Consider the following 13,203-nt stretch of genomic DNA (forward strand, 5'->3'; position numbering starts at 1 on the left):
CGGCCGCGGCACGGCGTCGCCCCGCGCCGAGCCGATGACGCGGCGCACCGCCCCGGTTCCCGACGGCGGATCGATGCTGCGGTTCATCGCTCTTCCCTCACGCTCAGATCGGCGATGTCGATGGCGTGGTCGGGGCCGCGGAAGGTGCCGCCGGGAGTGCGGACCTCGGCGGTCCGTCCGTCCGCGAGGGCGGTGAGCCGGATCTCCAGGGAGCCGTCGTTGCTGCTCGCGCTGGTGGTGGTCATGCCCGGGCGCCAGGTGGCGAGCGCGTCACCGAGCAGCTGGAGGAAGAGCCCGAAGGCGAGCGGGTCGAGCTCGCCCAGCTCGGACAGGCGGGTCGTGCCGTGGGTGGCGAGGCGGGCGCGCGCGGCCACCGTCTCGGCGGCCTGCTTGGCGGCGAGCTCGGCGAGGTGGCGCCGGGCGGCCGAGCGGTCCTCGACCTTGCGGGTCCTGCCGCGCCGCTCGTAGCTGCCGGTGCGGCGCAGCTGAGGGCTGATGCGCAGGGGTTCGGCCGCGCCCCACGGGGTGGCGGCGGGCACGGGGTGGGCGGCGCGCTCGGCCAGCGTTTCGGCGTCGACGCTGAGGTGGCGGGCCGGGTAGAGCCCGAACGCCGTACGCCACAGCCGGTGCCGCGCGTCGTCGTCGGGGGCCTCGGCGAACCAGCGGGCCAGGGTGCGGAAATCGGCGGAGCGGTCCGAACGCCCCGTACGCCGCTCGTTCAACGCCCTTACCACGGTGAGGAGTTGGGGTACGGCCCCTAGAGCGCGGCCGCGCAGCAGTCGTGCCTGCGACTCCCGCCCGTCCCGGCTCACGAACCAACCGGCCAGGCCCGCCCAGCGCCCCGCCCAGCGCTCGTACGCCTCCTGCTCGGCGTGCACGGCCTGCTCGGGCGAGGCGTCGGTGGCTTCGCGTGCCGCGGCGGTACGCAGCAGGGGGCCGATGCGGTCGTCGAGTTCGAGGATCAGCTGGGCGATGCGTCCGCCGAGGGTGATCAGATCCTGGATGAACCGTTCCAGATACTGGATCAGATGGTCCTTGTACGCGAGGAAGGCCTCCTCCTCGACGCCGTGCAGATCGATGGTGCGTTGCAGGGAGCCCATGAAGGCTCGTGCGTTGTCGGCGAGCGCCGCGAACCGGCTGGCCAGGGCGTCGAGCGCGAGATGCGTTTTGGCCGGATCGGGCGCCTGCTCGGCGGCCAGGACCAGCAGCGCGCGCAGCTGGGTCACGATGTCGTGCAGGGCGACGGCCTGCAGCGCGCCGCGCCGCCCCAGCGCCTCGTCGTACGCGGACAGCGCCTCCTCGGCGGCCTCCCCGGCCTGGGTGAGCTGATAGATGAACCGCTTGCGGTAGAAGTCCTCGACGGCGGTGACCCGCGCGGTGTCCGGATCGGCCCGCAGATTGCCCCACTCCACCAGGCTGTCGAGCGCTTTGACCACGGCGTCCAGCTCGACCGGCCGGTCCCGTGCGGGCAGCGCGGCCAGCACGTCATCGGGACGCAGATGGACCGCGAACCGCTCCTTGGCAGCGAGAAAGACCCGCATCACCTGCCGGTAGAGAGGGGCGTAGGGGGCGGTGAGGTGGGCGAAGGGACTGTAACCGGCGATAGCCGGCCCGGACGGTGTGGCGGTCATCGCCGACCATTCTGTCCGACGAGCAGCCGCCCTCAATAACCCAGGCCAAACATGTACGGAGGGCGACTGGCTGGAAGTCGTCGAACGTGCCGCGGGCAGGCAAGGCCATGGACGTACGCCATGGCCGAGACCGGTGTGGCGCCCCTCAGGCCGGCCGGGCCGAGGCCTCGACCCGGGCTCGCAGGTCTTCCGCGAACGTCCGTGCCGCCATCAGGTCATCGGCGTTGGGACGGTTCTTGCGGATGCCGCCCACGGGCTTGAACGGAAACCACGTGTCCAGGGCGCGGCACGAGAAGGCGTCGACCGCCTCGAAACCCTTCTGCTCCAAGAGCTGGAGTAGGGGACGGGTGAAGGGGCGGAACGGCGTCTCGGGGAGCCCGCTCGTGGAGAAGACGAACGCCTTGCCGCGCCGCTCCCGCGGGAGCGACCGGATGAACTCGACCAGGCGCGGGTGGAACGCCATCAAGAAGATCCCCGAGCCGAACCCCACGAGGTCGCAGGAGGCGAGTTCCGCCGGATCGACCTCCTCAGGGGTGACGACGGTGGCCTCCAGGACCTGGCCCATCACGTCGGCGACCCTCTTCGTGTTGCCGTGCGACACGGAGACACTCACGATCATGGCCTTCATGGCGATGCTCCTCTCATTTCCGCGCTGTCAGTGCGGTGGAACCTTGCGGACGCGCATAGGACACCGCTCGCCCCCGGGAGCGTGACACCCCTGGACTGTGACCTGCGTCACTCCCCGGGCGCGGTGTCGTGCGGGGCGTCCCGGACCACCCGTGCCGAGCCGTCGTCGGGCCAGGGGGCCCGGTCGAAATGAGGGACGCGGTGAACTTTCCTGGGGCCCCCGGCGTCCACTGGTGTGGGTGGCCGTTGACCGGGCCGCCCGATGGGGGCCACCGCACGCGCCGACCCGCGCGGCGGTGCGCACGGACGAGAACACGGGGGTGTTCCATCGTGACCGACATCATCGAACGCGGCGCGGACCGCCTGGCGGGCGAGGCCTCACCGGCCCCGAAGGACGGTGAACTGGCGCCGTACGTAGCGCCGTTGACCGTACCGCCGGTGCTGCGCCCCGACTCCGGCGACGTACGCGAGGAGACCGAGATCGCCGTACGGCCGACATGGGTGCGCCTGCACCCCCAGCTGCCGCCCACCCTGATGTGGGGCTACGCCGGGAGCGTGCCAGGACCCACCATCGAGGTACGGCGCGGCCGACGGGTGCGCATCGCCTGGACCAACCGGGTCCCGAAGGGCAGCGAGTATCCCGTCACCTCCGTCGAGGTTCCGCTCGCCACGCCCTCACCGTCCACCGAACCGGGACGCGGCGGTGTGGAGCCCGGCAAGGACGTCGCGGCGCTGCCCGCCTGGACGGTGACGCACCTGCACGGCGCCCGTACCGGTGGCGGCAACGACGGCTGGGCCGACAACGCCGTGGGGTACGGCGATGCCCAGCTCTCGGAGTACCCGAACGACCACCGGGCGGTGCAGTGGTGGTACTACGACCACGCGATGAACATCACCCGGTGGAACGTCCACACGGGTCTGTACGGCACCTACCTGGTGCGGGACGACGAGGAGGAGGCGCTCCAACTCCCGCGTGGAGAGCGGGAGATACCGCTGCTGCTGGCCGACCGCAACCTGGACACGGACGCCGACGGACGGCTCAACGGGCGCCTGCTGCACAAGACCGTCATCGTCGACCCGAAGAACGCCGAGACGGGCAAGCCGGTGTCGCTCCCCTTCACCGGCCCGTACACGACGGTCAACGGCCGCATCTGGCCGTACGCCGACGTGGACCCCGCCTGGTACCGCTTCCGTCTGGTCAACGCGTCCAACGCCCGCATCTACGACCTGGTGCTCGTCGACGAGCACGACCGGCCGGTGCCGGGAGTCCTGCACCAGATCGGCAGCGACGGAGGGTTCCTGCCGAGCCCCGTGCCCGTGGACTTCGCCGACGACCTGCCCGCGCTCACGGTCGCCCCGGCCGAGCGGATGGACCTCCTCATCGACTTCCGGGCGCTCGCGGGCCGGGCCGTCCGCTTCGTCAACAAGGGGCCGAACGCGGCGCCGGGCGTGCCCGACGTGGCGGGGGACGTGCGCTATCCGCAGGTCATGGAGTTCCGCGTCCGCGCGTGCGGGAACCCGGACGAGCCGGGAGACGGCTTCGAGCTGCCGCACGTCCTGTCCGGTTCGTTCCGCAGGATCACGCACGACGTCGAGCACGGCCACCGCCTCGTCGTGCTGACCCCGCCCGGCACGAAGGGCGGCGGCGGACACCCGGAGATCTGGGAGATGGCCGAGGTCGCGGACACCGGGGACCCGCGGCTCCCGGCGGACGGCGTCATCCAGGTGCGCGGCGCGGACGGTACGACCAAGACGTACCGGCGCATCGCACGCACCTTCAACGACGGCCTGGGCTTCACGATCGCCGAAGGCACCTACGAGCAGTGGAGCTTCCTCAACCTCGCGGTGAACCCGCCCGTCACCCACCCGATGCACATCCACCTGGCCGACTTCCAGATCCTCGGCCGCGACCCGTACGACGTGTCCGGGTTCGACCCGGCGGTGGGCGGCACGCGAACGCCCGTGGCGTTCGACCCGCGACGCCGGATCCCCCTCGCGCCGAACGAGCACGGGTACAAGGACGTGTTCCGGGTCCCCGGCGGTCAGGTGCTCCGCGTGATGGGCCGGTTCGAGGGGGCCTACGGACGGTTCATGTACCACTGCCATCTGCTGGAACACGAGGACATGGGGATGATGCGCCCGTTCGTCGTCATGCCGAAGGAGGCGCTGGCCTTCGACCACGGGGCCGGGCATGGCGGGCACGGGGGGCATACCGGCTGAACAGTGGTGACGCGCTTCCCCCTGTGCTCCGGTGCACTTCCCGAAGGGGACCAGAACACAAATACGTGGTTCTGGAGAAGGGGTGAAAGGGGGATTCGGGGGCGTCTGTCGAAGGGCGTCCCCAGCGTGCGCTGGAATCAGGCGCTGAGCGGCGGGTGCGCCTTTTGCGTCTGACGTGGGGCGAGAAAACACGCAACGCGGTACAGGCCTTGGGGGAGGAGCAGTTCTCAACCGAGTGACCTCGATAGTGTGTACGCCCTTGGGCTTCCTGCCGTATGGGAGTCCCATGCACGTGACAGTCGGGGCGGGTGGGGGTTCGGTGGAAGCGCGGGAAACGACCTTTGAGCGGTTGATCCAGGGGGACAACCAGTTCCAGATACCCCTGTATCAGCGCACCTACAGCTGGGAGACGGACAACCACCAGAGACTGTGGGACGACCTCGCGGAGCAGGCTCTGGTGGCGGCAGGCGGGTCACAGGTTCCCAGCGGGCACTTCCTCGGGTCGCTGGTACTCGATCCACATCCGCCGCTGCCGGACACCGTCCAGCGCTGGACCGTCATCGACGGGCAACAGCGCCTGACCACGCTCATGCTGCTCGCCTGTGCCCTCCGGGATCACGTCCGGGTCTTGGACCCGCGTAAAGCCGAGCTGATACACCGCCGCTACCTGGTCAATGAGGAGGATTACAAAGGGCTTGACGCCTATCGCTTGCTCCCCACCCAAGCCGATAGGCCGTCCTACCTCGCGTGTGTGGACGGTGATCCGGCGGCGGGAGGCAACGACACCGTCGGGGCGGCGTACCGCTTCTTCCAGGCTGCCCTCATCGAGTACGACCCGGTCGGCGAATGGGAAGCCGTCCGCCACATCGAGCAGGCGTTGCGTAGGCAGTTCACGCTGGTCACCATCACGGCCGGACCGCAGGACAACGTCTTTCGGATCTTCGAGTCGCTCAACAACACGGGCAAGCCTCTCAGCCAGGCGGACCTGCTGCGTAACTACGTATTCATGAAGCTCCCGCGCCTCGGTGAGCAGGTTTACGACAAGGTCTGGCTTCCCATGCAGACCGAACTGGGACCTGAAAGGCTGACCACGCTCGCCTGGCTCGACCTGATCCTCCAGGGACAGCACCGGGTGACCAGCAGTGAGGTCTACCAGGAGCAACAGCGCCGTATGGAGAAGATCTCGAGCGTCGAGGGCGAGGAAGGCCTCTGTGCGGACCTGGTCCGACTACGGAGTCTTGGGCGCCTGCTCCTGCGGGTGTTCGAGCCGGAGCGAGAGCCTCGGGCAGAGGTGCAGGAGGCACTGCAGCGCTTGGCGGAATGGGGAGGCGAAGCCCACTATTCGCCCGCACTGCACATCCTGGACGAAGCAGAGCGCGGCAAGAGCACGCCTGAAGAGGCTGCGTTGGCGTTGAACTACGTGGAGAGCTTCCTGGTGCGGCGGATGATCTGCCAGGTCAGATCCCACAGCGTCAGGCAGATCCTCGCCGCCTTGCCCACCAGCCTTGAACAGGACCGCCCGCTGCCGGAAGCCGTCCTGCGGTATCTGTCGGCGCCGCGACGGGGCTGGCCCACGGATGATGAGTTGCGCGAGGCAGTCCGCACGAATCCCTTCTACTGGCAGGGGAGCAGCCGTCATCGAGCGTTCGTGCTCCGGCAGTTCGAGAAGAGCTACGGGGGCCCGGAGCCGGTCGACTTCTCACGTAGTTGGGCCACCGTCGAACACGTCCTGCCGCAGCGCGTCGGCGAGGCATGGCTCGCCGTCCTTGCCGAGGACGCCGCCGACGGCGAGCGGCCCGAAGAGCTGCACGAATCCCTCGTTCACACCCTGGGCAATCTCACGCTCACGGGCGAGAACCTACGGCTGTCCAACCACCCCTACGCCCGCAAGCAAGAGATCCTCGACCAGAGCGCCCTGCGCATGAACAGGGAAATCGCCACCGCAACTCGTTGGGGGCGGCCCGAGATCCTGGCGCGCGCCGACCGGCTCGCCGATCGTGCCGTACTCCTGTGGCCCGCCCCGCTCCCGGGAGCAGTGGTACAGACCGATGAACGCTCGGAGTGGCTGCGTCTGCGCACCGTGCTGGCGTCCTTGCCTTCCGGCACCTGGACGACATACAAGGATCTCTCCATCGTCACCGGCGCAGGTTCTGCCCAGACCATCGGCAACTATCTGGCCAAGCACGTGGGGGTTCAGAACGCGCACCGTGTTCTGCGCGCCGGCGGCACATCCTCGCCGGACTTCGCCTGGCTGGACAGCCGTACCGAAACCCAGCAAGAGGTACTGGAACGCGAGGGCGTGCGCTTCGACGGGTCGACGGCGGACGCCAGTCAAAGACTCTCTGCAGCTGCCTTGGCCGCTCTTTCCGGGCTCGGGGACGCGGAGGAAGCCACCGGTGAGGCGGACGCCGAAACAGTCACAGTTGATCGCGCGGCCAATTTCCGCTCACTGCTCTCCACGCACAATCCCGACCTCGCCGATGAACTGCTGAAGCTGCTGGAGAGCTGGGAAGCGAAGGGCGGCTGGCTGTGGTACGGCACGGCCGACGAGACCAGCTGTGCGCCGATGCTGCGAGAAGGGCGCGGTCCCCAGGGCTACATATGGCCTGCGTACATCTACCCGAGCACGGGAGTGGTGGAGGTCGCCTTCGCTCACCTGGCGAAGCGAGAACCCTTCACCAGGCCTGTTCTCTTGCAAGAATTCCGAGACCGAATCCAGGCGATTCCCGGTGTGGATATGGATGTTGCTGACGACGACCTGCCCAGGAGGCGGCCAAGCTTCCCGGTGAACGCGCTGGTCGGCGACGGCATTGCCCAATTTGCCGAGGTGTTGGAGTGGTTTCGGCAGCAGAGCCAATGACGCCGCCGTTGGACGCGGGCAGCGGTGCGCCCTGGGCTTTGCCCGCTCCAGCGGCCTTCTTCACCGCCACCTCGTTCCGGAGCAGCAGGGCGCTGCCGGCCACGCCAAGAGCGGGACCCAGGCCCCCCGCTGTCAGGTTCGTGCGGTGCCGACCCGGTTCCTCGGGCCGGCACCGCACGGGAGGATGAGCGCGGGATCAGTAGGCCGTCGTGATCGTCACGCCGCTGAACGCGGTCTTCGCGTACAGGCTGATGTACCGGTATCCGGCGGTCTTGTTGGTGACGGTGATGCTCTCGGTGTTGCCGGCCTTCGTGGAGCGGGCCGTGTAGGACTTGTCCGTCGCCCAGCCCTTCGGGTTGTAGTAGAGGTCGGCGTTGCCGGTGCCGCCGGCGGTGGTGATGTGCAGGGTCACCGTCCCGGCGGGGAGGTACAGGAACATGTAGTCCAAGTTGCCCGCGGTGGCCGCGCGGCCGGAGCGGGAGCAGTTCTGGCCCATGACCCGGGGGTCGGCGTTCGTGCAGGCGGGAAGGGCGCCGGTCACGTTGACCGTCTTGCTGGTGGTGGCGGTCTTCCCGTTGGCGTCGGTGACGGTCAGCGTGACCGTGTACGTGCCGGTCGAGGTGTAGGTCTTCGACGGGCTGGCGGCCGTGGAGCTGGTGCCGTCGCCGAAGTTCCACGCGTGTGCGGTGATGGTGCTACCGGCATCGGTGGACTTGTCGGTGAGCTGCACGGTCATGCCGTTCACCGTGGCGTCGAAGGCTGCGGCCGGGCCGCCGCTCGTGGCACCGCAGGCACCGGCGGCGCACGCGTCGAGCCAGGTGGTGAAGTCGGCGTCGTAGCGGGTGCCGATACCGGTGTTGTACACCGCGTACCCGCCGGCGTAGTCACCGGTGCGGAACTTGGCCAGCATGTTCTGCACGTCGTCGGGGTGCTTCTCGACCATGTAACGGGTGGCCAGGTAGCCCCACGGGTAGGTGCGGGTCAGGTCGGAGTTGGCGTACGTGCTCTGCCAGAGCGTGCTCAGCGCGTAGGTGTGCTGCCCGGCGTCGGCGATCGCCTCGGTGTCGGGCAGGCCGCGGTAGCTGTACGAGACGTACTCCGCGAAGCCCTCGATCCACCAGATGTCCGGGACGGCCTGCCCGGCCTCGAAGTCACCGGCCATGTCGTAACGGCCGTCGAGGTAGTGCGTGTACTCGTGGTTGAGGTTCCAGATGTCGCCCGGGAAGCCGTCGTTGACGCTCTTCACGTACGAGAGGAAGCGGGCCTGGTTGTTCGGGTCGGAGGGGTTGCCCTCCAGGTACTCGCCGCCGTTGTTGGTGCTGTTGCCGAAGATCCAGCCGGAGTACGTCTGGTAGTCCTTGGGGCTGGCGAACGTCACGATCTGGATGTTGCTGTTGTGGTCGTCGGCGACGGGGCCGTTGTCCTTGACGATGCTGTGGAAGTAGGCGTCCTGGCCCTTGACGCTGGTGCAGGCCGCGGTGAGCGCCGCGTCCGTCAGGGACTGGGCGCGGAAGGTGTGGGTGGCGTCGCAGTTGTACGTGATGGGCAGCGCGGCGGCGGTGAGCTGGCCGACGAAGTCGCAGGTGCCGTAGTACGAGCACTGCGCCTTGTCGTTGGCGTCGGTCATCGCGGCGACCCCGACCCACAGCGGCGCCGACGGGCCGGTGATGGCGGAGGCGTCGAGCAGGCCCTTGGCCAGGGGGCGGACCGTGGCCTGGAGGGCGGGTGTGTCGAGGAAGCGCGCCGTCTCCGTGCCCGCGTTGGACGCCAGGTAGAACCACGGGTCGTTGAGCTTCGAGAGGTGGTTGAGCGTGAAGTCGCTGAGCGTGTCGATGATGCTCGGGTCGGCGGTCACGGCCGAGATGTACGCGGGGTTCCAGTGGCCGCGGAAGAGCGGGGTGAACACGTCGTTGACGGCGGTGTCCATGCTCCAGTACGCGTCGTAGGAGCTGTTGTAGGCGTCGAGCACCTTGATGTACGTATCGAGGTAACGGGCCTGCTCGTTGGCGCTGTCGGTGAGGATCAGGACCTCGCCCATGATGTCGCCGTTGGCGGCGCTGACGTCCATGAAGTGCGAGGACGTGGTGAACGTGTCCAGCGCGGCCTCACTGGCGGCGGCCAGGGTCGCCCCGTAAGGGCCCACGGCGGTGGCGTTGTTGGACTGCACGTAGTACCCGGCGCGCAGGAACAGGACGAGCTGCCACACGTGGGTGGAGTTGTCACCGGGGTAGGTGCGCGCGGTGTTCTCCAGGGCGTTGGCGACGGTCACCATCTGGGCTTCGCGGAACGCGTTGTGGGCATCGGTGCCGGTGAGGCCGAACAGCGTGTTGACGCAGTTCGTGGTCGACGCCTGGACGAACGCGACCAGGTCGGCTCCGGTACGGCTGCCGAAGTCGCCCGGGGTGCACGACGCGGCGCCCTTCGCCGCCCTGGGCTTCGCCTTCTCCTTCGGCTGGGCCGGTGAGGTCATCGGCCTCGGGGGAGGCAGGTGGGCGGCGTCGAGCGGGTTGCGCCGGGCGTCGGACCGGTCGGTCAGATCGGCCGTCGAGCCAATCGGCGGCGGTACGGCGCGGCCCTTGGACTGGCCCGCGCCCGTGGCCTTGGCGGAGGGCGTGGTCGCCCCCGCGGAGCGGTCCGCGGCGGCGGCGCGGCCCGGTTGGGCGAGCAGGGCGATGCCCAGACAGAGGGTGAGGGCGAGTATCAGGAAGCCGGTGAGACTTCGTCTCGCTTGTCTTTCCGGTCGGGTGTTCACGTGCCGCCTCCCAGCGGTGTGGCGGCCGCGCCCGAGGCGCGGCGGTGGGGGTACCGCGAGCCCCGCGTCCCGTCCGACCGCCCGCGACCGGGGCACTGCGGACGGACCCGGGAAGCCCACGGGTCGAGCTGAACCTTTGGCATGAACGCGGCTTGCGTCCTTGGTGCGGTCTGTAAAATTGCATATGTCACATGGCTTGGGAAGGCCGCGCGGGTAAACCGGAGGCAATTCCTGGGGGGGTGACGGTGCGTCCGCGGCATTGCTCCGGCTCCGCCGGTGAGGCCCGAGCCGGGCCGTATGGCTGATGGCGGTGAGTGGGCGACCGAGGGTGGTGGAGGGTCAACCACCGGCAGCCTGACGGGAGTTGTGGTACCGACTCGTACCGCGCGAGCCGGGGAACGGCTTGACCCGCGAGCTTGGGACGCGGGCCTCGATCAGCCACCCGTCTACGGTCCGCCCGCGCCCGCCGCACCGGGTCTGATGCCGCCCTCGTCGTCGCTGGGCGAACCTCAGGGTGAACCCGCCGTCAGCGAGCGGGCCGTCAGGTCATCCGGTCGGACGGAACCCGCCGGATACTCGTCGAACCGGGCGGAGACGGCCCCAGGATGCACTCCGTACCAGGAGTGCGGGTAGCAGGGCCGGTCGCCGCTCCACGGGTGACCTCAGTCGCCGAGGATCCGCTCCCACAGCAGCCCGTCCCGCCAGCTTCCGTCGAGCAGGATCGAGGAGTGGGCGACGCCGTACGGACTGAACCCGTTGCGGCGCAGCACGCGTTGGGACGGCAGGTTCTCCAGGTTGGTGGAGGCCTCCGCGCGGTGCAGACCGAGGTCTTCCGCCATCACCCGCAGGGCGAGCCCGACGGCGCGTCCGGCGTGGCCCTGGTTCTGGGCGACGGTGGCGATCCAGTATCCGACGGACCCGCGGCGCAGGTGCGGTTGCGGCAGGATGCCGCCGATGGTGACCTGCCCGATCACCTGGTCGTCGGCGACCACCACCCCCGGCCAGACGGTGCCCGCTCGGTGTCCGGCCAGCAGCCTCTCGATCCGATCCGCCTGGCCCTGGGGGGTGAGGTACTCGGCCGGCTGGGCCGGTTCCCACCGCCGGAAGGCCTCGGCGTCGCGCGCACGGTGCGCGGCGATCGGGGCGGCGTCGTCGGGTTCGATCAGGCGGATCCTGGTGCTGGGGTGCATGCGCTGGTCCTCGTGGCGGTACGTCGGCTGGGACGGCCAGCCTATGCAACGGTCCGCGTGCGGCCGCTCGCTATACCCGGCGGAGGATGGAGTCGATGGCGGAGCTGGTGTTCTCACCGAACAAGTCCAGGTACCGGGTGTCGAGTTGATAGTGGTGGGGGCTGCCGCGCAGGAACTCCCGCAGGGCCGACCGTTTGGCGAGGCTGTCCTCGACCAGCAGGTAGTCACCGGTGGTGAGTCGGGCGTCGAAGTAGTCGAGCACGGTCGGGACGTGGGCGTGCGCGTCCTCGATCACCAGCCAGGGCCTGGGCAGGTCGGCGCAGTCGGTGAGGACCTCGTCGAGGTGGGCGACGTCTCCGGTCCGGAAGCTCACCCGGTCGTCCGTGAGGTCCACCGCGGTGCGGTCGACCGAGATGATCACCGGTCGCAGGCCGTGCGCCTGGGCGACGTCGGCGAGCCAGAGCGCGCTTCCGCCGCTGCCGGAGCCGAGTTCGATGATCGTGCCCGGAGTCAGTTCGGCGATCAGCATCGGATAGCAGGCCAGGTCGAACACCGTCTTGTACAGCGGTCGACCGACCCAGGTGAGGTGATCGGTGACCCCCTGGGTGGCGACGAAGTTGCGGACCGGGAACGCCAGGGCCGCGAGGACTTCCCGGTCGGACCGGTCGAGGCGCGGCAGCGGGTCCTGGAACCGGTCGGCCGTGAGCAGCTCGACGTAGGTGTTCAGTTCCTCTGCCCGGCCGGTGCGGCGGGCCTGGTTCGCCGCTCTCCGGATGTGGTGGTCGTGGTAGGTCGCGATGCCGCCCTGCCGCGCGACCTTCGCGGTCACGAGACGTTCGGCGGCCTCGGTGAGTTCGTTGACCTCGTAGTCCTGACCGGCCATTGCGCCCCCAACTCCGTTTGGGACGCGAAGATACACGATCACTTGTGGTCTAGTCTGAGCGGCCGTGATCCGGCAGGGGGTGGTGGCCGGGAGCCCTTCGTGCTCTCCTGCTTCGTGCCCTGGCGGCGCCGGTACTCAAGGACGGGGTCTGTGCGATGAATATGCGGTTCGGCGTGAATCTGACGAAGCTAGAGGACCGGGCCTCCTGGATGGACAAATGCCGACGTGCCGAGGACCTCGGCTACGACGTGATCACCGTGCCCGACCACCTCGGCATGCCGTCGCCCTTCCTGGCGTGTGCGACGGCCGCCGAGGCGACCAGTCGCGTCCGCGTCGGCACGTTCGTGAGCAACACCTCGTTCTACAGTCCGGCGCTGTTCGCCAGAGATGTCGTCACCGCCGCCCAACTCACGGGAGGGCGGCTGGAGGTCGGGCTGGGCGCGGGGTGGAAGAAGCCGGAGTTCGACCAGGCCGGCATACCGTTCGAGGCGCCGGGCAAACGCCTGGACCGACTCGTCGCGACCCTGGACGAGGTGACACGCGTCGCCTCGCCCCAGCTGCCGCCCGTGATGATCGGCGGGAACGGCGACCGGGTGCTGCGACTGGCCGCCCGGCGGGCCGACATCGTGTCCTTCGCGGGCACCCGGTTCGACCCGCAGGGCCGGGGCATGCGGTACTTGACGGAGCGTCAGATGGATGAGCGGGTGGCCCTGGTCGAGGCGGAGCTGAGCGCCGCGGGCCGGGACGCGGTGCGCCGGAACATCATCGTCCTGCGCACCGAGGTGACCGACGACCGTCAGGCCGCGTTGGAGGACTACTCCAGGTTCCTGCGGGGCACGTTGAGTCCGGAGCAGATCGGCGCGCTGCCCGCCGTGCTGATCGGAAGCCCGGAACAGATCGCCGAGCAACTCCTCGCTCGCCGGAAGCGTTTCGGCATCGACTACGTCATCGTGCAGGAGGCGGCGCTCGACGCCTTCGCCAAGGTGATGGCGGTTCTCGGCTGACCCGGGGGCGCGGTGAACAGCACCGCGGGAGCCCGG

7 protein-coding genes and 1 pseudogene are annotated in these 13,203 nt (G+C 69.3%); 3 read left to right on the top strand and 5 right to left on the bottom strand.

Annotated features, from left to right (window positions below; all coding sequences use genetic code 11):
• Positions 1–83 precede the first annotated feature (83 nt).
• Both AC07F3_RS01955 and AC07F3_RS01960 read right to left on the bottom strand, forming a co-directional pair.
• Entirely contained in the window at positions 84–1,631 is a 1,548-nt protein-coding gene (locus AC07F3_RS01955; RefSeq protein ID WP_479109490.1) for a TIGR02677 family protein, read from the bottom strand.
• Positions 1,632–1,776: 145 nt separating this feature from the next.
• Entirely contained in the window at positions 1,777–2,259 is a 483-nt protein-coding gene (locus AC07F3_RS01960; protein WP_479109492.1) for a flavodoxin family protein, read from the bottom strand.
• A gap of 329 nt (positions 2,260–2,588) precedes the next feature.
• On the opposite strand from AC07F3_RS01960, the gene phsA reads away from it, so the two are divergent.
• Together phsA and AC07F3_RS01970 are read left to right on the top strand one after the other, a co-directional pair.
• Positions 2,589–4,478 carry an O-aminophenol oxidase PhsA gene (gene phsA / locus AC07F3_RS01965; protein ID WP_479109493.1) on the top strand — a complete coding sequence of 630 codons (1,890 nt, stop codon included), beginning with the start codon at positions 2,589–2,591 and terminating at the stop codon, positions 4,476–4,478.
• A gap of 286 nt (positions 4,479–4,764) precedes the next feature.
• Positions 4,765–7,338 (top strand): GmrSD restriction endonuclease domain-containing protein, encoded by a 2,574-nt coding sequence (locus AC07F3_RS01970; RefSeq protein ID WP_479109495.1) that lies wholly within the window; start codon positions 4,765–4,767, stop codon positions 7,336–7,338.
• A gap of 196 nt (positions 7,339–7,534) precedes the next feature.
• Here the strand turns inward: AC07F3_RS01970 and AC07F3_RS01975 are convergent, their stop codons facing one another.
• From AC07F3_RS01975 to AC07F3_RS01985, 3 genes and pseudogenes are all read right to left on the bottom strand, one after another.
• The gene (locus tag AC07F3_RS01975; RefSeq protein WP_479109497.1) at positions 7,535–10,090 is read right to left on the bottom strand and encodes a collagenase; all 2,556 of its coding nucleotides are present in this window, start codon (positions 10,088–10,090) and stop codon (positions 7,535–7,537) included.
• 662 nt (positions 10,091–10,752) lie between these two features.
• Entirely contained in the window at positions 10,753–11,280 is a 528-nt protein-coding gene (locus AC07F3_RS01980) for a GNAT family N-acetyltransferase (RefSeq protein ID WP_479109499.1), read from the bottom strand.
• 70 nt (positions 11,281–11,350) lie between these two features.
• Positions 11,351–11,866 (bottom strand): annotated as a pseudogene (locus AC07F3_RS01985) (CmcI family methyltransferase); the annotation flags it as partial.
• 470 nt (positions 11,867–12,336) lie between these two features.
• Between AC07F3_RS01985 and AC07F3_RS01990 the strand changes: the two are divergent.
• Positions 12,337–13,167 (top strand): TIGR03621 family F420-dependent LLM class oxidoreductase, encoded by an 831-nt coding sequence (locus tag AC07F3_RS01990; protein WP_479109501.1) that lies wholly within the window; start codon positions 12,337–12,339, stop codon positions 13,165–13,167.
• The last annotated feature ends 36 nt before the right edge of the window (positions 13,168–13,203 follow it).

The organism is Streptomyces sp. NPDC045846, from assembly GCF_056431605.1.

Coding starts and splice junctions, on each gene's coding strand:
- AC07F3_RS01970 (WP_479109495.1), top strand. CDS start 4,765: ATGCACGTGACAGTCGGGGCGGGTGGGGGTTCGGTGGAAGCGCGGGAA.
- AC07F3_RS01980 (WP_479109499.1), bottom strand. CDS start 11,280: ATGCACCCCAGCACCAGGATCCGCCTGATCGAACCCGACGACGCCGCC.
- AC07F3_RS01955 (WP_479109490.1), bottom strand. CDS start 1,631: ATGACCGCCACACCGTCCGGGCCGGCTATCGCCGGTTACAGTCCCTTC.
- AC07F3_RS01960 (WP_479109492.1), bottom strand. CDS start 2,259: ATGAAGGCCATGATCGTGAGTGTCTCCGTGTCGCACGGCAACACGAAG.